Here is a 20,591-nt window from a genome sequence, read left to right as displayed (position 1 = left end):
TACATGCGCTCTCTCTAACGACGACACTTCCTCGGAAGCCTCGGGGCTTTCGAGGTGTCGTCAGAGTTGACGAAGACACTAGTTCCCGATACGAAATTCACGGACGAGGCGGCGTTCCATCGTAGGCGTCGAGGTCCGTGTAGAAGTTCAGCATGGACACGCGGAGTTTCTCGGGGTCGATGTCGACCAATTCGCGGCGTTCTTCGGCGGGGAACGTCGGGTTGACGCTGTACTTGCGCATCGCGGTCCGGCTCTCCTTGGTGTAGCGGCGGTCGACGAGCATGCGCACGCCGAAGTCGTCGGGAGAGCGAATGACGCGCCCCATCGCCTGCCGGGTCTTGCGGACGGTGGGAATCTCGACGGCGTAGCGCCAGCCGGCGTCCTCGTTGCGGCGGTCGTCGCGGTCGCCGAACACGCGGCCGTAGGCGTCCTGGACGGCCTCGGCGCGCGCGTCAAGGTGCGGGTAGGGGACGCCGACGACCGCGACGGTGCGGGCGTCGTCGCCGTCGAAGCTCACGCCCTCCGCGAGCGTCCCCCACAGCGACGTGAACAGGACGCCGTTGCGGTCGTCAGTGAACGTCTGCCGGAGGTCTTCGGCGCTGGTGCCGGGTTCGTCGAGGTAGCGCGCGGCGTCCACGCCGCCGTCTTGCGAGCGACGCCCGCTCGACGATTCCGAGGCGCGTGGCGCCTCGCCGAGCAGGTCGTGGTAGCGTTCGGCTTCGCTGTAGCTCGGGAAGAAGAACAGACAGTTCCCGGGCGTGAAGTTCACGGCATCCCGGAGTGCGCCCGCGACCTCCCGCTGGGTGGCGGGGTCGTCGCGGTTCGAGGAGAACAGCGGCTCCGTGTCCACCGCGAACGTTCGGCGGCGCTCCTCGGGGAATTGGAGGCCGAACGCCATCGTCTCCGGGTCGTCGAGCCCGAGCACGTCCGCGGTGACGTCGAACGGCCGCAGCGTCGCGCTCATCAGGACGCTCGCGTGGACGGCGTCGAAGAGGTCCGTCGTCACGTCCCGCGGGATGCACGTGTACAGTTCCGCGCGGCCGTAGACGTCGTTCGTTCCCTCGTCGCGGCGCACTGCGGCGGTCGGGTACTGGCCGAGTTCGCCGCTGTCCTCGACGTACGACTCCACGAACTCCGCGGCCTCCAGCACGAAGCACTCGCGGCGGGTGGTCGTCTCGCCGTTCCGGTAGGCTTCGTCGTACTCCTCGTCGAGGTACTCGCCGAGCGCGAGCGCGTCGTCGATATCCTCCCGGATGCCGGGGCCGGTGTACTGCCGGAGGAATTCGAGCGTGAGGGCGTCGCGCTTGTCCTCGTTCGCCACGGGAACGTCCGTCCAGTTCCCGTCCACTCCCGAGCGGGCGAGTGCCGGACCGTCGCCACCGGGACCGAACGCGTCCCCGTAGGTCTCGACGAGCGCGTCGCGGAACGCCGACAGCACGCGTTCGGCGGCCGCCGACCGGTTCTCCTCGACTTCCTCCAATTCGGAGCGCGCGCTGTCGAGGGTGTTCTCCGTGAGCGTCCGCGTGGCGTGGTCGCGGGCGGCGTCCTCGACGTTGTGCGCCTCGTCGAACACCACCACCACGTCCTCGGGGTCGCGGCCCAACCAGCGGAAGAACTGCGCGCGAATCCCCGGGTCCAGGAGGTGGTGGTAGTTGCAGACCGCGAGGTCCACGCCCTCGATGCCGTCCTTCAGGAGTTCGTACCCGCAGAGCCCTCGCTCGTCGGCGTAGTCGTAGATGTCCTCGGGGGTGCGGACGCCGTCGTAGAGCCACTCGTAGAACTTGTCGTTGTCCCCGACGAGGTTGTCGTAGTAGCGCTCGCAGACGTTGCCCTCCCGGAGGTCGTCGAGGTCGTCCTCCACGGAGTCGAGTTCGTCCAGCACGGCTTCGCGGGCTTCGGCGGCTTCGCTGTCGCCGTCCTGACTCTCCTCGAGGAGGGCCTGCTGGCGTTCCTCCAACTGCCGCTTGTCGCGTTCGGCGTCCACGACTTCGTGGGTGTTGTCGCGGAGCACCTGGCACTCCTCGTAGTCGACGTCGATGTGGCACATCGACCCCTTCCCCTTGAAGACGACCGCGCGCAGCGGCGCGGCGTCGTGAATCTCGCGGGCTTCACGCACGAACTGGCGCATCTGCTGGTGGACGTTCGTCGTGATGACCACCGTCTTGTTCGTCTCGCGGGCGTGCGAGAGCGCCGGCGCGAGCGCAGCGAGAGTCTTCCCAGTCCCGCAGGCCCCCTCGAACAGCACGTCACGGCCGCTGTCGAGGGCGTCGCGGATGCCGTCCATCGCCTCCCGCTGGTTGTCGTACGGCGACGCCTTCGGGAAGAACTCCATGTAGTCGGGGGAGTTGCTCGCGGCCACGTTAGGGGCTGATTCGGCGCGACGGCGTATAAACGTCCGGCTCCCAGCGGAAGTGGTCGCGGGGGTAGCGGGCGTGGGGCGGCCGCCCCGGACAGGTTTAGGCACACCAAAACGTATATTCGTGGGTGGGTCCGTACGGGGTAGTGATGGCAGTCACGCAGGACCGCGAGGACGACGCGCCGGCCGCCGGCGAGGGCGTCGCGGCGTTCCAGTCCTCGCCCACCCGAACGGTGTTCACCGAGTCGGACAACCCCGACGGCTGGATTTCCACCGACGAAACTATCCCCGTCGAACGGTAGCCGCTCTCCTCCGCGTTCCGCCTACTGATGCGCTACGCGTCGCTGGTCACCGGTAGCGCGCAGAAAACTGGAGTTCGAACCGTGCGAGGTTACTCGCTGACGACGAGCGTGTCGCCTTCGAGGTAGTGCTCGACGTGGTGGGCGTCGTCCTCGACCTGCACGAGGTTCTCGCGGACGATTTCCGCGCTCGTGTGGTCGCCGAGGTTCTGCGCGAGGTCGACGTGCTCGCGCAGCGTCTCGATGATGTCGCCGTACATTTCGAGGTCGTTCTGGAGGGACGTGCGGATGTCGTAGACGTCCTCGTCCTCGGGTTCGACCGGCGACTCTGCTTGGAGCGTCGAGGGGCTGGCGTGCGGGACGCCGCCCAGCGCCTGCACGCGCTCGGCGAGCTCGTCCGCGAACGCCTCGGCGTGCGCGGCGGCGTCGCCGAGGAAGAGGTGGAGGTCGCGGAATTCCGCGCCCTCGACGTTCCAGTGGTGCTTCCGGAGCTGGTGGTAGAGGACGTACGTCGCCGCGAGGTCGGCGTTGAGCGCGTCGATTACCTGTTCGGCTTTCTCCTCGTCGATGCGAAGGCCTTCCGAGCCCTCGACGTCGCCAGCGTGCTTCAGCACGTGCTTCTGGGTGCTCATTACGTTCCGCTGTTCGTCCGCATCTCACTTAAAGGTTTACCAACTGGAGAAATATATTTTGCAGACGTGGAAACAGAGTTCCCGAATCCCGTGCGACTATCGCTCGGTCTCGGGCTCGACGTACACCTTCGACACCGCCGGGTTCGCCGCCCGGAGCGCGTCTTCGAGGCTCGTTATCGCGTCGTCTATCCCCTCGGTGTCCAGCGCGGGGTCGAACGCCACGTCCGCCGTCACGAGCACGTCGTTCGGCCCGAAGTACACCGTCCGGAAACCCACGATGGAGTCCACTTCGGGGCGCTCCTCGACGATGCGCCGGAGTTCGTCTTCGTCGGCCTTCGGGAGGCTCTCCCCGAGTAACAGGCGCTTGTTCTCCCACGCCAGCGCCGCCGCGAACGCCATCAACAGCAGTCCGATGAGCAGCGCCGCCCCCGCGTCGTAGACGTGGTTGCCGGTCTGCTCGGTGAGGAACACGCCCACCAGCGCCAGCCCCAGGCCGAGCAGCGCCACCGTGTCCTCCGTGAGCGCGGTCAGCGTCGTCGTGTCGCTGGTGCGGCGGAACGCCTCCCGGAACCCGCTCCAGCCGTGGCGCTCGATCTGTCGCTGCATCTCCCGGTAGGCCTTCACGAACGCGTACGACTCGAAGCCGATTGCGCCGAGCAACACCGCGTAGTTCGCCCACACGCCCGGGAACTCGTAGCCCAGCAGCTCGGCCTGCCGGCCGAGCACGCGCCCGTGCCCGGTCAGTGCCTCGTAGCCGTGGGTTGCGGACTCCCACCCAGCGATGCCGAACAGCATCACGCTGACGAGAAACGAGTAGAAGAACTGCGCCTTCCCGTACCCGAACGGGTGCGAGCGCGTGCGCTCGCGCTCGCCGTACCGCAGCCCGATGAGCAGGAACACCTGGTTGCCGGTGTCGGAGACGGAGTGGTACACCTCCGAGAGCATCGCCGGGCTCTGCGTCACGAGGAAGGCGAGGAACTTCAACACCGCAATCGCGCCGTTCGCGAACAGCGCCGCGAGCACGACGGACCTGCTTCCGGCCATTTCGTCGTGATTCAGCCCGCCAACACATAGGTATTGGCCCGGCCCCAAGACGCGGGTGTGCCAGAGTACCAACCGGGTTCGTGCAACATCGGCCACGCGGAGCGACGCAAACGCTACCTGTCCGGCGTCACCGGGTTCGCAGTCGCCGCACTGCTCGTCGTCGCCGTCGCGACGCTCCACGCCGACCCCGCGTGGCTGCTCGCCGCCGTCGCACCGCTGTTCGTCGGCTTCCTCGGCGTCCTCCAGGCGCGGGCGAAGTTTTGTGTCGGGTACGCGATGGCGGGCGTCTACGACGTCACCGTGACTGGCGGGAATCGAGAGGCCGCGCCGGAAGCCGGCCAGCGCGCCGACCGCAAGCGCGCCATCGTCCTCTCGCTGAAGGCGCTCGCCGCGGCGACTGTCGTCGCGCTCGCGCTCTACGCCGCTGCCGGCCCGCTCTCGTAACCAAACAGTCACGGCCGCGCAGCTGCTACGCCCGAGCATGATAGCCGTTCTGTCCGACACACACAGCACGGACGGGCACGACTTGCAGGGCCGCGCGCTGGACACGGTCCGGGAGGCGGACCTCGTGGTGCACGCCGGCGACTTCACCACCGAGGCTGCCGTCGACGCCTTCTACGACGTCAGCGACGAGCTGTTCGCGGTCCACGGCAACGCCGACGAGCCCGCGGTCCGCGACCGCCTGCCCGGAGCGCGAACGCTCGAAGCGGGCGGCATCCGCATCGCGGTCACGCACCGCCAGCGCGGCGGCACCACTGGCTTGGCGTTCTTCGGGCGCGAGCGCGGCGCAGACCTCGTGGTCTCGGGACACACCCACCAGCCGACGGTGACCGAGACAGAAGACGTGACGTTGTTGAATCCCGGGAGTCACGCCGACCCGCGCGGCAACCCCGCGGCGCACGCCGAGTTGTACCCCGAAGACGGGGGCGTGCGCAGCGAGATTCGGGACCGCGGCGGGAGCGTCCTCCGGGAGTTCCGTGTGGAGGGCCGGTAGCGTCAACGGGGGCAGGCCGGGGAGCCTGTACCACGTCGTACACGCGGCGGTAGCAAATAGCCGACGTAGACTCAAAACGCGATTTTACCATCCGGCTATCGCGCGTACCACGCGACGCCGACGAGCGCGAACACGAGCAGGCCGCCGAGGAAGAACAGCGCGCCAGCCGGCAGCGACGCGGCGGCGTCGGCGGCCGCTGCGGGCTGGTCGCTCTCCGCGACGAGCCCCGAGAACTCGCTGGTGGTCTCCACGGCACCGCTCCCAGCGGCCGCGCCCGGGGCCTGCAGGCCCGAGCCGACGAACCGCTGGACGAGCAGGCTCGCGACGCCCAACACGCCGACAGCCCCCAGGAGATTCGTGAGCGCCGAGCGCACGGACTTGCTCTCCTCCTCGTCGCCCGCGAACAACACTACGGGGGCGTCGGCGGGCGCGTAGACGCTCATCTCGCGGCCCTTCGCGGAGTAGCGCGTGTCGCACTCCTCGACGAGGTCGGCGTCCTCGAGCTTCCCGAGGTGGTACTGGGCGTTCTGGAGGGACGTCTCGCACTCCTCGGCGAGTTCGGAGGGGGTCGCCGGCGTGTCGTGGAGGGCACCGTACAGGTCCCGGGCGGTCCCCGAGGAGAGCGCGGACAGGAGGCGGTCAGCGTCGTCGGAGTCGACGCCGACCACGCGGGGCTCGCCCTCGGGGTCGTCGGCCTCCGAGCGGGAGGGCAGCAGGCCGGACATACCCCCGCTTCGAGTTGGAGCGCAATCAGTTTTTCCTGACACGACCGCCGCCACCCGGCGTGTCCGCGGGGCTCGGTCGTTCGCTCCGCTTACTCCCTCCGACCCGCGCCCGCGGGGGAAACGACTAATGTCCGCGGTGCGAACTTCGAGGTATGGTGGAGCTCGGTACCGCGTTCTACGTCCTCGCCGCCGCGTTTCTGTTGTTCGTGTTCTTCCTGTTCATGTTCCTCCGGCGGACCCTCGCGGGCTTCAAGGAGGGCTTCCAGAGCGGGAAGCGCGGCGACGGCTAGAGCGCGCATTCGACGGCGGCGACGGCGGTCTCGATAGCCTCGCCGTCAACGTCGTCAGAATCGGCTGATTCTGACTGGCTGGAAAGAGCTTCGCTCTTTCCAACGTCGAGGTGCGTGCAGAATCGAATCGTGTACTCGCCGAACGTGGACCCGCGGACGCCCTCCTGTTCGCAGCGCTCCAGCAGCGTTGCCGCGGTGAGTCCCGCGTCCGTCGTATCCACGAGCACGATGTTCGTCGCTGGTTCCGCGACCGAGAGCCCGTCGAGGGCGTCGAGGCCGGCCGCGAGTTCCTTCGCGCGCTCGTGGTCGCGGTGGAGGCGGTCGCGGTTCTCCAGCGCTTGCAGCCCGGGCGCGGCGACGATGCCGGCTTGCCGCATCCCGCCGCCCATGAGTTTGCGGACGCGGCGCGCTTCCTCGACGAACGCCTCGCTGCCGGCGAGCATCGACCCGACGGGCGCGCCGAGCCCCTTCGAGAGACAGAACATCACGGAGTCCACGGGTGCTAGCAGTTCCGCGGCGTCGGTGTCGAGCGCGGTCGCGGCGTTGAACAGGCGCGCGCCGTCGACGTGAACCGGGACACCGAGGTCGTGGGCTGCTCGTGCCGCCGCCGCGACGTCGTCGGCGGGCACCGGAACGCCGCCCTTCACGTTGTGCGTGTTCTCCAAGCAGAGTAGCCCCGTGCCCGCGCGGTGGAGGTCTTCTTCGACGAAGCCCGCGCGGACCTGCTCGGGGTTCGGCGCGCCGTTCGCGCCGCCGTCGTACGTCCGCACCTGGAGCTGGGAGTGCTGAGCGAACCCGCCGAGCTCGTACTTGTAGACGTGGCTCTCGCGCTCGACGAGCGCCTCCTGCCCGCGGTCGGTGTGGACGCGTGCGGCGATCTGGTTGCCCATCGTCCCCGTCGGCACGTACATCGCGGCGTCCCTCCCGACTGCATCGGCCGCGCGGCGCTCCAGTTCGTTGACCGTGGGGTCCTCGCCGTAGACGTCGTCGCCGACCTCGGCGTCGGCCGCGGCCGCCCGCATCTCCTCGCTCGGTTTCGTGACGGTGTCGCTGCGGAGGTCTATCACGCCCGGTGATTCGAGTCGCAACGGCAAAAACGAGGCGTCCCAGAGTCGCGCGCCGGCGTGCGCTTCGATTCGAAAAGTCCTTCCGCGCGTTCGCGCGTACACGTGCCGTATGGACGACCGCATCCACCGGCACGCCGAAATCATCGTCGACCGCGCCATCGACCTCCAGCCCGACGAGAACGTCGTGGTGAGTCTGCCGCCGGACGCCGAGGACCTCGCCGTCGCCCTCTACGAGGAAATCGGGAAGGTCGGCGCCAACCCCGTGATGCTCGCGCGCGGCGACCGCGGTATCGGCACGGACCGCGCCGCCCGCGCGTACCTCCGCGAAGTCGACCCCGACGACCTCACCGAGCCCGAACACCTCCTGTCGTTGTTCGAGCACGCCGACGCCGCCGTCGTCGGCCGCCCCCACGAGAACGTCAGCGAGCAGAGCGACGTCAGCACGGAGGTCGGCTCCGCGTTCGCCGCCGCCTACCGCGACGTGCTGAACGCCCGCCTCGATACGAAGTGGTGTCTCACGCACTACCCCGCGTCCGCGGACGCCCAGCTCGCGGAGATGTCCACGGAGGCCTACGAGGACTTCGTCTACGACGCGATGCTCAAGGACTGGGACGAGGTCGAAGCCCACCAGGAGCAGATGGTCGAGATTCTCGACCCCGCCGAGGAGGTCCACATCGTCTCCGGCGACACGACCGACGTCACGATGAGCGTGGCGAACATGACGACGCTCAACGACTGCGGGACGAACAACCTCCCCGCGGGCGAGGTGTTCACCGCGCCCGTCCCCGACTCCGTGGAGGGCGAAGTCCTCTTCGACAAGCCGGTCTACCACCAGGCCCGCGAGATTCAGGGCGCGTGGCTCGAATTCGAGAACGGCGAAGTCGTCGACTTCAGCGCCGACCAGAACGAGGAGGTTCTGGAGGCCATCCTCGAAACGGACGACGGCGCGCGCCGCCTCGGCGAACTCGGCATCGGGATGAACCGCGACATCGACCGGTTCACGTACAACATGCTCTTCGACGAGAAGATGGGCGACACCGTCCACATGGCGCTCGGTCGCGCGTACCCCGCGACGGTCGGCGAAGGCGTCGAGCAGAACGACTCCGCGAAGCACGTCGACATGATTGTGGACATGAGCGAGGACTCGTACATCGAGGTCGACGGCGAAATCGTCCAGCGCGACGGGACGTTCAAATTCGAAGACGGGTTCGAAGGATAGCGAGAGCGCGACCTAGTATTTCGGCCAGTACGAACAGCGAGCTGGTGATTCGTCAGAGCGGTGCGGTCTTTTTAGCGTAGATTTTTGCGGCGCGACCGAAGCGAGCGCCGCAAAAAGGTACGCCACAAGACGTATGCCGCGTTCGTGTCGCCGCTCGCGCGACGGAACGCCCGCTATCGGCGCGAAGCAGCCGCCTTCAGCGCTGGCATGTTATCATCTACCAACCCTCGTTTTAAGACAGTGGCGTGTGTATGCGTGGCACGTGCCAAAGCTCGACTGCCCTGACTGTGGTCGCGGCATCGCGATGCACGAACTCGAAACGCGAACTGTCGCCCAGACCACGGGATTCGAGACGAGCTACCGCTGCCCGTTCTGCCGCGCCGACTTCGAGGAAGTCAAGCAGCTGATGTAACCCTCGACGGTGCGTTCGGCGAGCCGCGCGGCCGGCTGGTGGGCCGGCGCGCGTGTCGCCGCCGAGCCGCGGGCACGACCACTCCGATTCTCGCGATGGCGACCGCTAGTCGTCGCCCTCGTCATTCTCAGTTAACGAGCATACGGCGGCGAAGCCGCGCGTTTCACCGCGACGAGCGACGCGAGGCGCGAAGCGCCTCGGACTGTGCGAACGGCGAGCAACGCGAGCCGTGAGCAGCGAGTCGCGGGAAGTTTTTAGCGTAGATTTTTGCGAGCCGAGCGGGACCGAAGGTCCCGCTGGCCGTGCGAATAGTGCGGAACCGGAGGTTCCCCATACCATGTGAGCGGGCCGACGGCCCGCGAACAGACGGCGTGTAGCGCCGTGAGCAGAGCGGGTTCCCGCAGCGAACGAAGTGAGCGAGGAAACCCGACGAAGTAAAGAGGTACACGGGCACGGAGGGATTCGAACCCCCGGCATTTCGGTTAGAAGCCGAATGCTCTGTCCGAACTGAGCTACGTGCCCTGCCGGGAAGTACAGGCGACGCGAGTAAAAACCGACGGGTTGGCGTCGACGGTGGGTACCGAGTCGAAGCACACAGGTACGGTCGGCTGCTACGTCCGTGTAATGAGAGTTATCGGTACCGTGGGGATGCCGGGCAGCGGCAAGAGCGAGGCCGCTGCGGTCGCCGAGGAGCTCGGCGTGCCCGTCGTCATCATGGGCGACGTCATCCGGCAGGAGTGCCGGGACCGCGGCCTCGACCCGGCGGAACACCACGGACGCATCGCACAGAAACTCCGCGAGGAGGGCGGCCCGGGCGCTATCGCCGAGCGCTCGCTGCCCATCATCCGCGACCACCTCGAGGACAACGACGTGGTGCTCGTGGACGGTATCCGGTCGGGTGTGGAGGTCGAGCAGTTCCGGGACGCGTTCGACGGCGCGTTCACGCTCGTGGAAGTGTACGCGCCCTACGACCTGCGCCGCGAGCGCATCGAGGGTCGTGGCCGCCCCGGTGACGTCGAGGGCGAGACGCTCGCGGCGCGCGAGGAGCGCGAGCGCGGGTTCGGGATGGACGAAGCCATCGAGGCCGCCGACGTCCGTGTCGAGAACACGGGGAGCCTCGAGGAGTTCCACGAGCGCGTCACCGAACTCCTCACAGAGGAAGCCGACGACCCGCCGACTGAGACGGAGGCAGAAGCGGAGGTGGAGGAGACGTGAGCGACGACCAGGGTGTCCTCTACAGCGTGGACGTGGAACTGTCCGCGCCAGTCAAACCGACGGAAGTCGCGGACCGCGTCGTCGAGACGATTACCGGGCTGTTCCCAACAGCGGACGTCGAGACCCATGGTGATAGAGTTACTGCGGAGTGCCACGACGTCGAGACGTTCCGCGAGCAGCTGTTCGAACAGCGCATCCTCGACACCGCGCGCAAGGAGTTCCTGCGCAACCAGACGGACAGCGGCTTCAGCTTCGACCTGAAGAAGCAGGCGGCGTACGTCGGGAAGGTGAACTTCTCCGTCGGGAGCCCGGACGAACTCGGCGACCTCCACGTCGAGGTCACGGTGAACGAGCCCGACGTGGAGTCCTTTATCGCGTACCTCGCGCCGCGGACCGAGGACGGCAAACCCGTCGAAGCCGACGAGTAGAGCCTACGCGAGCAGGACAGCGATTGCGACCGCGATGAAGACGACTTTTGTGGCGACGTTGACGGCGATGACTTTCGACCCGAAGCGCGCCCCCCAGATGCCGTACTGGAACGGAATCGAGCGCTTGAACGTCGAGACGGCGAACGAGACGACGCCGCCGACGAGCATCGTCGCGACGGCCTCCCGCGCGGTGAACGTTCCGGGGACTTGTGGCGCGATGAAGATTGCACCAGTCGTCGTGTCGACGGCGAACGTGGCGATGGCGGGCACGCTCGCCGACGGCAATCCGACGAGGTCGGTCAGCGGTGCAGCAGCGGCCGTGTACTCCGTAACGTCGTAGGCCGTCGTGAGGTAGACGACGGCGGTGTAGACGATTGCGAGCCGCGGCACAATACTGAACAGCTTCCCTCTGGTCTTCGCGAGCGCGCCCCGGACGGCCTCGCCGCGGGTCTGGTCGCCGTCGCCGGGGAGGTCCACGTCAGCGTCGGTGGCGGGCGCGACGTTGCGCTCCGTGAGGAAGAGCGCGCCCGCGAACACGCCGATGAGCGTGATAGCGAGGCTGACGCCCGCCCGCGCGCCGACGTACGTGAGCCCGACCTCCAGCCCGAGAATCGGAATCAGCACGGGCGCGTAGAACGTGAAGATGTGCTGGACGAACCCGAAGAACGTGTTTATCGTCACCGCAATCAGCGTGGCGCGGTCGTCGAGCACGCCGGCGTCCCGGTACTCCTTGAGCATCCCGTAGCCGGCGGTCGGCGACGCGGTGGTCGCCAAGATGGCCGTCCCGACCTCGTCGGGGAGGTTCGCGGGCCCGGTGAGTGGTTTTGCGAACCGGGCGACGTACTGCACCGCGCCGAACGCGACCGCGAGGTTCGCGAGCGTGAGCCCAACCGCGATGGCGACCGAGACAGCCGCTACACGCGGGAGGACGTCCGCGAGGAGCGCCGCGAGTTGCACGCTCGGCAGTTCGTACGCGGGCGAATTACCGGTGTCGGTCTCCCACTACACCACGGCACCCACGACCAGCAGAAAGACGACGACGCCGAGCACGTCGCAGGTCGTCGTGACGACCGGGATGACGACGTCGTCGGGGTCGAGCTGGAGCTGGAAGGCGGCGTAGGTCGCGGTGGTCGCGATGGCGACGGCGACGACCGCGAGCAGGAGGCCGGACGCGGCCGCGATGAAGACGACCGTCCCGAGCGCGAGCGAGACGTCCCCGAGGGCGAACCGGGCGAGCCACGCGCCCGCACCGACCGCGGGGAACAGCGTGCCGGCGAGCGCGAACGTCGCGGCGGCGTTGCCCGCGAGCGCGTCGTCGGTCGGGTCGAACGCGAGCGTGCCGAGGTGGAACGCCGTCGACAGCCGGCTGGCGAGCACGCTCCCGAGGTTGCCGGCGACGGCGATGATGCCGGGGACGAGCGTCAAAAGCGACGGGTACTGCGTGAGGACGGCGCGGCTGCCGTCCAGCACCAGCCCGCCCCAGAGTTCGACGACGGTGAGCACCGCTAGGAGTGGAAACGTCGCCGCGACGATGCCACGGACGGACCACTCCTCGGTCACTCAGACCACCCCTACGGCGATGGCGAGCCGTGCGCCCGCGAGCATCGTCGCGATGCCGATGACGTCGCCGGTCGTGGTGACGACGGGGCCGGCGAGCGCGTCCGGGTTGAGGCCGCGGCGGAAGCCGACGAACACGGTGACGATGACGACGAGCGTGAGCCCCGCGCCCGAGAGTACGCCGGCGACGAGCGCGACGACGAGCAGCGCGGACAGCGGCGCGACGGGCAGGTCGAGGGCGTGACGGATGCCGTAGCCGACGGCGGCGGCGACCGCGGAGATGACGACGCCGTTGAGCATCGCGGCGGCGACCGCCGAGCGCACGCGGCGGTCCGGGACCGAGAGTTCGGGTTCGACGAGCCCCTGGTGGAGCCCGGTTGCGAGTCGCGCGCCCAGCGATCCGTAGACGCTCCCGCGGGTCGCCAGCAGCGCGGGGACGATGGTGAGCAGGCCGGGGACGACGGTGAGTTCGCGCTCCATCCCGCCGAGCACGACCCCGGAGAAGACGCTCGCGACGGCGGACAGCACGAGGATGCCGAACGCCTCGCGGTAGGCGTCCTCGGCGACCGCGCGAATGGTCATGGCCGAGTGCACGCGTCCGCCCGGGAAAAAACCCGCCGGCAGGCGTGGCTTTTTGCGTCGCGCGCACGAATTGTAGCTGTGAGCGAGGACCCCGGGACGGTCGCCGCGCGACTCCGCGAGCGCGCCCGCCGCCTCCGCGAGCAGGCGGTCGCCGAACACGCCGACGCCGACGGCGACGCGCTGATGCTGGACCCGCAGCCAATCGACCCGCCGCCGCACGCCACCGAGGACGCGTTCCCGTCGTCCGTCGAGGAACAACTCGACCGGCTGCCGGGCGTCGGCGGACTCGTCGTCGTCGACGAGGGGCGCGTGCTCGGCGTCGGGCAGGGCTACCGGGACGGCTGGACGAACCCGGGCGGCGCGCAGGACCCCGGCGAGTCGCTCGCGGAGACAGCGGTCCGCGAGACTCGTGAGGAGACCAACATCGATGCCGAAGTGACGGGCGTGCTGTACGCGCGGAACTTCGCCATCGACTACGGCGGCCCCGAGCGCGTCCACGTTCCGCTGGTCGTGTTCACGGGCCGGCGCGTCGGCGGTAGTCGGGCCGCGCCGCTCGTGCGTGTCTCCTCGGGTGAGCCGGAAATCGAGGACGTCCGCTGGTTCGACGCCGAGACGCTTCCCGAGGATTTCCGGGACCGCGAGCGAATTCTGGAGCTACTGTAGGTCGACGCCGTCCGTCCGCAGGAGGTAGACGAGCGCGCCCGCACCGCCGAACACGACCGCGCCGGCGAGCCACAGCGCCCGCTTGGGTCGGTCGGTGCCGTGGCGGTCCGAGCGCGCGTCGAGGTAGACGCCGACTGGGGCGAGCGCCCACGCGTGCACGAAGATAGTCGCACCGACGGGGAACGTGAGGTCGAACGCCGCGAGAGCGAGTCCCACCGCGAACGCGACGATGGTTCCTGCGAGGAGGTCGCGCCAGACCTCCGCGGCGTCGTCGGGCGTGTTGAGTGCGACCGCCTTCCGCGCGAGGTACGCCGCGGCGACGGCGGCGTTCAGGACGGGGACGACGCCGCCGGCGGCCCACGGGAGCGGGCGCGGCGACCACGTCGCGTCGTGGGTTCGCCACGCATCGTAGCCCAGCGAGAGCGCGAGCACGACGAGCGCGCTCGCCACGAGCGGCGTCGCTGCCCACCGGTACGTCGTCCACGCGAGGAAGAAGCCGAGCAAGCCAGCGAGCGCGCCGCCGACGATGGCGACCTCCGCCAGCGAGTGCGCGCTCTCGCTCGCGGGTACCGTCCGCTCGCGGAGTGCCTGTGTTCCGTCGACGTCCACGCGGTGTGCGCCGTCCCGGGATTCGAGGGCGACGCGTTCCCCGTCGAGCGCGCCCGGATCGCCGGACTGCTCGCCAACCGCGTCCAGCACGCGCGCCAGCCGGCTGCCGGTGTGGCCGCCGCTCGGCCACGCCTCGAAGACGCGAACAGTCTCAGGGGCGTCCTCCGGCGACTCGCCCTCGCGCTCGACGACGAGTTCGAGCGCGTGGCTGGCGTCCACGTCGAACGGGTACGCCTCGGGCACCTCGTCGACCGGCACGCGCGTCACTCGCCGGACGCGGGCGTGCTGTGGGGACTGTTGTCGTGCCACCATTCACGCCGAGGTACGCGCCCCACGGCAAAACAGTACTGGTCGGCGGCCTCAGAACATGCCGCCGAAGCCGCCGCCTCCGCCACCGCCGCCGCCCTGCTGCATCTGCTTCATCATCCGCTGCATGTCACCGTCGCCCATCCCCTGGAACTGCTTCATCGTCTGGGCCATCATCTTGTGCTGGTCGAGCAGTTCGCGGATGGTCTCCTCGCTCTGTCCGGAGCCCTTTGCGATGCGCCGCACCTGCGAGGCACCGATGGAGCGCGGGTTCTCCAGTTCGTCCTCGGTCATCGAGTCCATGATGACGCTGAAGTTGCGCATGCGCTCCTGGGTGACGTCCATCGCGTCGTCCGGGAGCTGGTCCATCATGCCGCCGCCCATCCCCGGAATCATGTCCATCACCTGGTCGAGGGGGCCCATGTTGTCCATGGCCTCCATCTGCTTGCGCATGTCCTTGAGGGTGAACTCCCCTTTCATCAGGTCCTCGGGGTCCCAGTCGTCGTCCTCTTCGAGCCCCGTCTCCTCCATCGCGCGCTCGACGCGCTCGGTGAGCTGCTTGAGGTCGCCCATCCCGAGCAGCCGCGAGATGAAACTGTCCGGCTCGAAGCGCTCGATGTCCTGGACGGTCTCCCCACTCCCGAGGAACGCGATGGTCGACCCCGTCTCGTCGACGGCCGTCAGCGCACCGCCACCTTTCGCCGTCCCGTCGAGTTTCGTGATGGCGACGCCGTCGATGCCGATGGAGTCGTCGAACTCCCGGGCCTGGTCTTTCGCCCCCTGGCCGATTGCGGCGTCGAGCACGAGCAGGCTGCGGTCGGGTTCGACCGTCGACTCGATATCCTCGATTTCGCCGATGAGGTCGTCTTCGAGCGCGTGACGGCCCGCCGTGTCCACGATGTGGACGTCGGCGTCCTCGGTGGCTTCGAGGCCGTCCCGTGCGATTTTCACGGGGTCGTCCTCGTCGGGGTCGCCGTAGAACGCGACCTCCGCGCGCTCGGCCATCTGCTCGGCCTGGTCGTAGGCGCCCGGGCGGAACGTGTCCGTCTGGATGACCGCGGGCCGAAGCCCCTTCTTCGAGAACCACCACGCCATCTTCGCCGCGGTCGTGGTCTTCCCCGAGCCCTGCAGGCCGGCCAGCAGGATGGTCTGGTTTTCGAGCGGAATCTCGGTGGAGTCGCCGACGAGGTCCACGAGCTCCTCGTAGACGATGCGGAGGACGTGGTCGCGGGCGGACGTGCCGCCCGGCGGCTCCTCCTCTAGGGCGCGTTCTTCGATGGAGTCGGACAGCTCCATCACGAGGCTCACGTCGACGTCGGCTTGGAGCAGCGAGCGCTGAATCTCCTTGACGATTTCGTCGACGTCCTCCTCGGAGATGCGGGACTTCCCACGGAGCTTGTCGAGTGTCCCCCGCAGGGAACTCCCGAGGTCGTCGAGTACCATTATTACTGTGCGATAGGTGGTGGGCGCGTAAGAGCCTTTTTCTGGAAAGCGTGGCGCGCCAAGAGCGCGCCACGTTATGGCGAGCGCGGAGCGCAGCGATGCGCGAGCCGCGTGCCCGACCGTAGGGAGGGCACGTTGTGGCGAGCGGGGAACGGAGTGACCCGCGAGCAACGTGGTGCTCCCCGCCGCAGCGACCAGCGCCGCCGACGAAGCGATGCGCGAGCCCCACACTCCACACAGTCGGTACGTTCAACCGCGCGCCCGCCCTACGTCGGGTCGTGCCTACGTACGCTACGAGAGCGCTCGTCTCCGTGCTCTGCGAACTCGCGGCGGACGCCGACCCGGACAGCATCTCGGTACGGCTCGCCGCGACGCCCACTGGCGATCTCCGGCCGACGGACGGCCAAATCGGGCTGGATTCGGAGACACCCGTTCTCTCGGAGTTCTACTTCCCGGACGCGGGCAGTTCGCTGTCCGGCGTCTTCGGAATGGATCTCGCCGCGCCGACCGGCCAGACGGCGGGGCGGTTCGTCTCGCACCCGGACGGCGACCCGACGGTTTCGGTCACCGACGACCTCCACGCGACCGTGCTGGTGGCGGTGCCGCCGTGGAACGTCGAGGACGTCCGCGCGTACGACCGCGACAACGAGCGCCTCGACCTCGTGCTCGTGGACGCGGAGACGCCGGACCCCGAAGCGCCGATCTAGGGGACGACTCGTTCCGGGACCGTGCCGTCGTCGTTCCAGCCGCGGCGCTCGTAGTACTCGTCGATGGCGTCCGCCAGCCCGGGGAGGTCGAACGGGAGGCGGTCGTCGCCGCGGTCGAAGCCGCGCTCGTTGTTGAAGTGGCGCTCCAGGGTGACGATGCGAGCGCCCACGTCCCGCAACTCCTCCATCGAGGCGTCGAGCAGCGCCTCGTAGTGCTCGTCGGCGACGTGGCCGCCGGAGAACGTGCACGCGATGGCGGCGTCTTCGAGCGCGCGCTCGTTCTCGCGCTGGACGACCAGCGCGGGTTTCCCGTCGAGCGTGTCCGCGGGGACGTCGCCGTACTCGTCGGAGAGCACGGACGCGTAGAGGTGGTCGGCGCCACGATTCGCGACGGCGTACGAGAGCCCCTGACCGTGGAGGACGCGGCCGTCGTGGCCCGGGAACCCGAGGTTCTTGACGGTCCAGTCGCGGACGCCGAACTCGTCTGCCGCCGCGCTCACACCCTCCGCGAGAACGTCGCCGACGCCCTCGCGGTACGCGATTTTCGTGACGAGGTCGTGGACGCGGTCGGCGTCCCCGAACGCGTCCTCGCTGGCGAGGTACGCCGCGATTGCGTCCCCACAGGAGATGACGTCCAGGCCGAGCGCGTCGCAGCGGTCGTTGGACTGCATCACGTCGACGAGGTCGCCGACGCCGACGTTCGCGCCCAGCGAGAACGTCGCCTCGTACTCCGGGCCCTCCGTCTCGACGCCACTCGCCTCGTCTCGGGTCGGGAGCTTGCACGCGAACGCGCAGTCCGAACACGTCGCCTTCTCGTACTTCTTCGCCTCGACGGCGTCGCCGTTCAGTTCGTCCGCGACCTCGAAGGACTGCTCGCTGAAGTACCGCGTCGGCAGCGAGTACTCGTCGTTCAGCAGGTCGACCGTGCTCGGCGTGCCCTGCGTGCGCTTGGGGTCGTCGCTGGTCGCCGCCGCCTCGTCGATGGCCGACAGCGCAGCCTCAGGCACGTCCAGCGTGGGTTCGCTGTCACCGGCGAAGGACACGCACTTCACGCCCTTCGCGCCGAGGACGGCACCGAGGCCGCCGCGACCGAACGCGCGGTGGTCGTAGGTCATCACGGACGCGAACAGCACGCCGCGCTCGCCCGCCGGGCCGACGGTTGCGAGGTGTGCCGCGCCGAGGTCGCGTTCCGCGGCCATGCGACGCGAGACCGCGGGCACGAGCGCGTCAGCGAGTTCTGGAACGTCCTCGAACGCCACGCCGTCGTCGGTGACGTGGACGGCGACGAGGTCGTCGCTCGCACCGCGGAGTTCGACCGCCGCGTACCCCGTGCTTGCGAGATTTCGGGAGAGGTAGCCGCCCGCGTTCGAGGAGAGCAGACCACCAGTGAGCGGGCTGACGCCCGTGAGGTTCGTGCGGCCGGCGAAGCTCGTGGTCGTCGTCTGGAGCGGCCCCACCGCGAAGAAGAGTCGATTCTCGGGGCCGAGTGGGTCCGCGTCGAACGGGATGCGCTCGTGCGCGAGCCGCGTCGCGACGCCGCGGCCGCCGACGTACTGCTCGGCCACGTCGCTGACGTCTTCAGTCCACGCCTCCCTGTCGTCGAGGTCGACGACCAGCAGCGGTCCGGGGAGCTGTCGCATACCCGCGGCTGCGGGTGGCGGCCGGAAATGGCTGCTGGCGGGTCAGTCCGCGAGCAGGTCGTCGACGAGCGCCTCCGGGTCGAACTTCCGGAGGTCGTCGTACCCCTGCCCGGTGCCGAGGAACAGAATCGGCTTCTCCGTCACGTGCGACACCGAGATGGCGGCGCCGCCCTGGCTGTCCGCGTCGGCCATCGTCAGAATCGTGCCGTCGATGCTCGCGGCGTCGTCGAACTCGCGGGCGCGGTTGACGGCGTCCTGGCCCGCGACCGCCTCGTCGACGAACACCGTGTAGTCGGGGTCGACGACGCGGTCGAGTTTCGCGAGCTGGTCCATCAGCCCGCTGGACGTGTGCAGTCGGCCGGCCGTGTCGCCGAGCACGACGTCGACGTCGTTGGCTTCGGCGTACTCGACGGCGTCGTACACCACCGCGGTCGGGTCGCCGCCCTGCTCGTGGCTGATGAGCTTCACGCCGAGGTTGTCGGCGTGCTCCTGCAACTGTTCGTTCGCGCCGGCGCGGTACGTGTCGCCGTTCGCCAGCACGACCGAGTAGCCCTGGTCTTCGAGTCGTCGCGCGAGCTTCGCGATGGTCGTCGTCTTCCCGACGCCGTTGACGCCCGTGAACACGACCGTCACGGGTTTGTCGGTCTCAGCGATGGCTTCCTCGAAGTCGAAGCCGTTCACGTCGATGACCGACAGCAGCGCGTCGCGGAGCGCGTCCTCCACGAGCGCGCCGGTGCTCTCCGTGAACTTGCGCTCCTCGCCGACGAGGTCCGCGCGAATCTGGTCGAGAATCTCCTCGGCGACGCTCATCTCCACGTCGCTCTCCAGCAACGCGAGTTCGAGCTCGCGCAGCGGGCCGTCGAGGTCCTCCTCGTCGATGACGACGCGACCGCGCGCCAGCGACGACGCCTTGCTCACGAACCCGCCGCTGGAACTCTCGGACTCCTCGGCTTCCGCCTCGGGTTCCGCTGCTTCGCCCTCGACGTCGGCCGCTTCTGCGTCGGCCTCCGCGACGTCCGCCTCGGCGTCCGCTTCGGCAGCCTCGTCGCTGTCGAGTTCTTCTGCGTTCTCCTCCGCGACCGCCTCGGCGTCCTCGCGGAAGTTCGAGAGTTTGTTCTTCAGCCCGTCGAACATGCCCTTATTCGCCGTCCTGCTGCTGGGCCTGCATCTGCTGCTGCATCATCTGTTGCTGGGCCTGCTGTGCCTGCTGTTCGAGGGCGGACTGCTCCTCCTCGACCTCGGCGATCTCGGAGCGAACGTCCTCGATGCGCTCGTCGAGCACTTCGCGCTTCTCGTCGAGCACGTCGGCCGCGTCGTCGGCGTCCTGCTCGGCCGCGTAGCCGCCGCCGAGGCTGACGACGACCTCGTCCATGTCCTGCACTTCGGCGCGAACGTACGCGTCGCCGCCGAGCGGGACCTGCACGGTCGAGCCGGTTTCGAGGACGTCGAGGGCTTCCTGCGCCTCGTCGACCTCGACCTTCTCCGTTTCGAGGGCCTCGACTTCCGCTTCGAGTTCCTCTTTCTCCTCTTCGAGGGCCTGAATTTCCTGTGAAAGCTGCTGAAGCTGCTGTTGACCGCCGCCGCCTCCAAGACTCATGTCCGAAATTCGGGGAGCGAGCGGGAAGTATCTTCCTACTCGGGAACTCGGCGACGGCGGTGAAACGCCCGCCCTCGCAGGCGACAGCGCTCGTGACGGAGATAGAGAAACGGGGAAAACGAAGTCGATGGGGTCGTCAGTCGATGAAGCCGAGCGCGTCGTCGATGCGGCCGAGTTCGGGGCCGGTGGTGTCCTCGCCGACGACGTAGCCGTCGTCGTTGGCGACGAGCCCGGAGCCGACCAGCGGCGCGCCGTAATTCACGGTTCCGATGTCCGCGGGGACGCCGAGAGCGTCCTCGATTGCGTCGAGTTCCTCGTCCGTGGACTTCGGGTGGCAGAGCACGCCGTCGTTCGTCGCGACGGCGGCGGTGCCGACCGTGTTCACGCCTGCGAGTCGGCCGCGGGTCACGGGCACGTCGAGGGCGTCCTCGACGGCTTCGACGGCCTCACGGGAGAGCTCCGAGTGGACGTACGCGCCCGTGTCGTTCGCCACGACGACGTTGCCAGCGGCGTTCACGCGGCCGGGGAGTTCGCCGACAGAGACGTCGGCAGCGTCCTCGATGCGGTCGCGTTCGCGCTGCCGGATGCGGCTGCTCGCGAGCAGGCCGTTGGAGTTGCCCGCGACTAGCGAGCCGACCGTCGACGAGCCGCCGACGTTCGTCGGGACGGCGGGGACGCCGAGTTCCTCGGCGAGTTCGTCGGTCAGTTCCTCGGAGATGTCCGGCCGGACGACGACGCAGTCGTCGGTCGCGCGGGCGAAGACGCCGACGTACGGGGACCCGAGGAAGGCAGCGCGTAACAAGTTC

At 68.7% G+C, this 20,591-nt stretch carries 24 protein-coding genes and 1 tRNA gene; 10 read left to right on the top strand and 15 right to left on the bottom strand.

Annotated features, from left to right (window positions below; genetic code table 11):
* Positions 1–97: 97 nt before the first annotated feature.
* Complete coding sequence (locus tag LT974_RS00525; RefSeq protein ID WP_232590288.1) at positions 98–2,332, bottom strand: ATP-dependent DNA helicase; 2,235 nt, start codon at positions 2,330–2,332, stop codon at positions 98–100.
* 173 nt (positions 2,333–2,505) lie between these two features.
* Between LT974_RS00525 and LT974_RS00520 the strand changes: the two genes are divergently transcribed.
* Positions 2,506–2,658, top strand: a complete 153-nt coding sequence (locus tag LT974_RS00520) for a hypothetical protein (protein ID WP_230889807.1) — start codon at positions 2,506–2,508, stop codon at positions 2,656–2,658.
* Between the two features lie 89 nt (positions 2,659–2,747).
* On the opposite strand, the gene dpsA is transcribed toward LT974_RS00520, so the two are convergent.
* Positions 2,748–3,287, bottom strand: a complete 540-nt coding sequence (dpsA, locus tag LT974_RS00515) for a DNA starvation/stationary phase protection protein DpsA (RefSeq protein WP_232588596.1) — start codon at positions 3,285–3,287, stop codon at positions 2,748–2,750.
* 96 nt (positions 3,288–3,383) lie between these two features.
* Positions 3,384–4,331 (bottom strand): cation diffusion facilitator family transporter, encoded by a 948-nt coding sequence (locus LT974_RS00510; RefSeq protein ID WP_232588595.1) that lies wholly within the window; start codon positions 4,329–4,331, stop codon positions 3,384–3,386.
* Positions 4,332–4,388: 57 nt separating this feature from the next.
* Between LT974_RS00510 and LT974_RS00505 the strand changes: the two genes are divergently transcribed.
* Positions 4,389–4,775 carry a hypothetical protein gene (locus LT974_RS00505; RefSeq protein ID WP_232588594.1) on the top strand — a complete coding sequence of 129 codons (387 nt, stop codon included), beginning with the start codon at positions 4,389–4,391 and terminating at the stop codon, positions 4,773–4,775.
* A gap of 37 nt (positions 4,776–4,812) precedes the next feature.
* On the top strand, positions 4,813–5,325 hold the full coding sequence (locus LT974_RS00500; RefSeq protein ID WP_232588593.1) for a metallophosphoesterase: 513 nt from the start codon (positions 4,813–4,815) through the stop codon (positions 5,323–5,325).
* A 95-nt stretch (positions 5,326–5,420) separates the two neighbouring features.
* On the opposite strand, the gene LT974_RS00495 is transcribed toward LT974_RS00500, so the two are convergent.
* Positions 5,421–6,050 (bottom strand): ArsR/SmtB family transcription factor, encoded by a 630-nt coding sequence (locus LT974_RS00495; RefSeq protein ID WP_232588592.1) that lies wholly within the window; start codon positions 6,048–6,050, stop codon positions 5,421–5,423.
* Between the two features lie 152 nt (positions 6,051–6,202).
* Here LT974_RS00495 and LT974_RS00490 point away from each other — a divergent pair, with 152 nt between their 5' ends.
* Positions 6,203–6,340, top strand: coding sequence for a DUF7859 family protein (locus tag LT974_RS00490; RefSeq protein ID WP_230889813.1), 138 nt, complete (start codon positions 6,203–6,205; stop codon positions 6,338–6,340).
* Here the strand turns inward: LT974_RS00490 and LT974_RS00485 are convergent.
* Complete coding sequence (locus LT974_RS00485) at positions 6,337–7,407, bottom strand: threonine aldolase family protein (RefSeq protein ID WP_232588591.1); 1,071 nt, start codon at positions 7,405–7,407, stop codon at positions 6,337–6,339. The genes LT974_RS00490 and LT974_RS00485 overlap by 4 nt on opposite strands.
* A gap of 109 nt (positions 7,408–7,516) precedes the next feature.
* On the opposite strand from LT974_RS00485, the gene LT974_RS00480 reads away from it, so the two are divergent.
* Both LT974_RS00480 and LT974_RS00475 read left to right on the top strand, forming a co-directional pair.
* On the top strand, positions 7,517–8,626 hold the full coding sequence (locus LT974_RS00480; RefSeq protein WP_232588590.1) for an aminopeptidase: 1,110 nt from the start codon (positions 7,517–7,519) through the stop codon (positions 8,624–8,626).
* Between the two features lie 262 nt (positions 8,627–8,888).
* Entirely contained in the window at positions 8,889–9,038 is a 150-nt protein-coding gene (locus LT974_RS00475) for a hypothetical protein (protein ID WP_230889816.1), read from the top strand.
* Between the two features lie 447 nt (positions 9,039–9,485).
* Here the strand turns inward: LT974_RS00475 and LT974_RS00470 are convergent.
* Positions 9,486–9,560 (bottom strand) — tRNA-Arg (locus tag LT974_RS00470).
* Positions 9,561–9,662: 102 nt separating this feature from the next.
* Between LT974_RS00470 and LT974_RS00465 the strand changes: the two genes are divergently transcribed.
* Together LT974_RS00465 and LT974_RS00460 are read left to right on the top strand one after the other, a co-directional pair.
* Positions 9,663–10,253, top strand: coding sequence for an AAA family ATPase (locus tag LT974_RS00465; RefSeq protein ID WP_232588589.1), 591 nt, complete (start codon positions 9,663–9,665; stop codon positions 10,251–10,253).
* On the top strand, positions 10,250–10,681 hold the full coding sequence (locus tag LT974_RS00460; RefSeq protein ID WP_232588588.1) for an RNA-binding domain-containing protein: 432 nt from the start codon (positions 10,250–10,252) through the stop codon (positions 10,679–10,681). Before LT974_RS00465 ends, LT974_RS00460 begins: the two co-directional genes overlap by 4 nt.
* A gap of 3 nt (positions 10,682–10,684) precedes the next feature.
* Here the strand turns inward: LT974_RS00460 and LT974_RS00455 are convergent, their stop codons facing one another.
* The 3 genes from LT974_RS00455 to LT974_RS00445 are packed head-to-tail and all read right to left on the bottom strand — an operon-like array spanning position 10,685 to position 12,820.
* Positions 10,685–11,647, bottom strand: a complete 963-nt coding sequence (locus LT974_RS00455) for a hypothetical protein (RefSeq protein WP_408611727.1) — start codon at positions 11,645–11,647, stop codon at positions 10,685–10,687.
* 36 nt (positions 11,648–11,683) lie between these two features.
* Positions 11,684–12,241 carry a magnesium transporter gene (locus tag LT974_RS00450; protein ID WP_232588586.1) on the bottom strand — a complete coding sequence of 186 codons (558 nt, stop codon included), beginning with the start codon at positions 12,239–12,241 and terminating at the stop codon, positions 11,684–11,686.
* The gene (locus LT974_RS00445; protein WP_232588585.1) at positions 12,242–12,820 is read right to left on the bottom strand and encodes a magnesium transporter; all 579 of its coding nucleotides are present in this window, start codon (positions 12,818–12,820) and stop codon (positions 12,242–12,244) included.
* A 78-nt stretch (positions 12,821–12,898) separates the two neighbouring features.
* Between LT974_RS00445 and LT974_RS00440 the strand changes: the two genes are divergently transcribed.
* Positions 12,899–13,483 (top strand): NUDIX hydrolase, encoded by a 585-nt coding sequence (locus LT974_RS00440; protein WP_232588584.1) that lies wholly within the window; start codon positions 12,899–12,901, stop codon positions 13,481–13,483.
* On the opposite strand, the gene LT974_RS00435 is transcribed toward LT974_RS00440, so the two are convergent.
* Positions 13,475–14,404 carry a hypothetical protein gene (locus LT974_RS00435; protein WP_232588583.1) on the bottom strand — a complete coding sequence of 310 codons (930 nt, stop codon included), beginning with the start codon at positions 14,402–14,404 and terminating at the stop codon, positions 13,475–13,477. The two genes, LT974_RS00440 and LT974_RS00435, sit on opposite strands and share 9 nt — an antisense overlap.
* Positions 14,405–14,452: 48 nt before the next feature.
* Positions 14,453–15,841 (bottom strand): signal recognition particle protein Srp54, encoded by a 1,389-nt coding sequence (locus LT974_RS00430; protein ID WP_232588582.1) that lies wholly within the window; start codon positions 15,839–15,841, stop codon positions 14,453–14,455.
* Positions 15,842–16,119: 278 nt separating this feature from the next.
* Here LT974_RS00430 and LT974_RS00425 point away from each other — a divergent pair, with 278 nt between their 5' ends.
* Entirely contained in the window at positions 16,120–16,548 is a 429-nt protein-coding gene (locus LT974_RS00425; RefSeq protein ID WP_232588581.1) for an MPN domain-containing protein, read from the top strand.
* Here LT974_RS00425 and LT974_RS00420 read toward each other — a convergent pair.
* The 4 genes from LT974_RS00420 to LT974_RS00405 all read right to left on the bottom strand — a co-directional run bounded on the left by LT974_RS00420 (position 16,545) and on the right by LT974_RS00405 (position 20,587).
* Positions 16,545–18,188, bottom strand: coding sequence for an aldehyde ferredoxin oxidoreductase family protein (locus LT974_RS00420; protein ID WP_232588580.1), 1,644 nt, complete (start codon positions 18,186–18,188; stop codon positions 16,545–16,547). The two genes, LT974_RS00425 and LT974_RS00420, sit on opposite strands and share 4 nt — an antisense overlap.
* Positions 18,189–18,230: 42 nt before the next feature.
* Entirely contained in the window at positions 18,231–19,322 is a 1,092-nt protein-coding gene (gene ftsY, locus LT974_RS00415) for a signal recognition particle-docking protein FtsY (RefSeq protein ID WP_232588579.1), read from the bottom strand.
* Between the two features lie 4 nt (positions 19,323–19,326).
* Positions 19,327–19,785 carry a prefoldin subunit alpha gene (gene pfdA / locus LT974_RS00410; protein WP_232588578.1) on the bottom strand — a complete coding sequence of 153 codons (459 nt, stop codon included), beginning with the start codon at positions 19,783–19,785 and terminating at the stop codon, positions 19,327–19,329.
* A gap of 136 nt (positions 19,786–19,921) precedes the next feature.
* Entirely contained in the window at positions 19,922–20,587 is a 666-nt protein-coding gene (locus tag LT974_RS00405; RefSeq protein WP_232588577.1) for a translation initiation factor IF-6, read from the bottom strand.
* Between the last annotated feature and the right edge of the window lie 4 nt (positions 20,588–20,591).

The sequence above is a fragment of the Halobacterium noricense genome, from assembly GCF_021233435.1.
In the GTDB taxonomy this organism is placed as follows: Archaea; Halobacteriota; Halobacteria; order Halobacteriales; family Halobacteriaceae; genus Halobacterium; species Halobacterium noricense.
This window is presented reverse-complemented; position numbering and strand designations above follow the sequence as displayed.

Excerpts from the sequence above, each read along its gene's own strand:
- LT974_RS00525 (WP_232590288.1), bottom strand. The coding sequence starts at position 2,332 with ATGGAGTTCTTCCCGAAGGCGTCGCCGTACGACAACCAGCGGGAGGCG.
- LT974_RS00520 (WP_230889807.1), top strand. The coding sequence starts at position 2,506 with ATGGCAGTCACGCAGGACCGCGAGGACGACGCGCCGGCCGCCGGCGAG.
- dpsA (WP_232588596.1), bottom strand. The coding sequence starts at position 3,287 with ATGAGCACCCAGAAGCACGTGCTGAAGCACGCTGGCGACGTCGAGGGC.
- LT974_RS00510 (WP_232588595.1), bottom strand. The coding sequence starts at position 4,331 with ATGGCCGGAAGCAGGTCCGTCGTGCTCGCGGCGCTGTTCGCGAACGGC.
- LT974_RS00500 (WP_232588593.1), top strand. The coding sequence starts at position 4,813 with ATGATAGCCGTTCTGTCCGACACACACAGCACGGACGGGCACGACTTG.
- LT974_RS00495 (WP_232588592.1), bottom strand. The coding sequence starts at position 6,050 with ATGTCCGGCCTGCTGCCCTCCCGCTCGGAGGCCGACGACCCCGAGGGC.
- LT974_RS00490 (WP_230889813.1), top strand. The coding sequence starts at position 6,203 with ATGGTGGAGCTCGGTACCGCGTTCTACGTCCTCGCCGCCGCGTTTCTG.
- LT974_RS00480 (WP_232588590.1), top strand. The coding sequence starts at position 7,517 with ATGGACGACCGCATCCACCGGCACGCCGAAATCATCGTCGACCGCGCC.
- LT974_RS00465 (WP_232588589.1), top strand. The coding sequence starts at position 9,663 with ATGAGAGTTATCGGTACCGTGGGGATGCCGGGCAGCGGCAAGAGCGAG.
- LT974_RS00445 (WP_232588585.1), bottom strand. The coding sequence starts at position 12,820 with ATGACCATTCGCGCGGTCGCCGAGGACGCCTACCGCGAGGCGTTCGGC.
- LT974_RS00435 (WP_232588583.1), bottom strand. The coding sequence starts at position 14,404 with ATGGTGGCACGACAACAGTCCCCACAGCACGCCCGCGTCCGGCGAGTG.
- LT974_RS00430 (WP_232588582.1), bottom strand. The coding sequence starts at position 15,841 with ATGGTACTCGACGACCTCGGGAGTTCCCTGCGGGGGACACTCGACAAG.
- LT974_RS00420 (WP_232588580.1), bottom strand. The coding sequence starts at position 18,188 with ATGCGACAGCTCCCCGGACCGCTGCTGGTCGTCGACCTCGACGACAGG.
- ftsY (WP_232588579.1), bottom strand. The coding sequence starts at position 19,322 with ATGTTCGACGGGCTGAAGAACAAACTCTCGAACTTCCGCGAGGACGCC.
- pfdA (WP_232588578.1), bottom strand. The coding sequence starts at position 19,785 with ATGAGTCTTGGAGGCGGCGGCGGTCAACAGCAGCTTCAGCAGCTTTCA.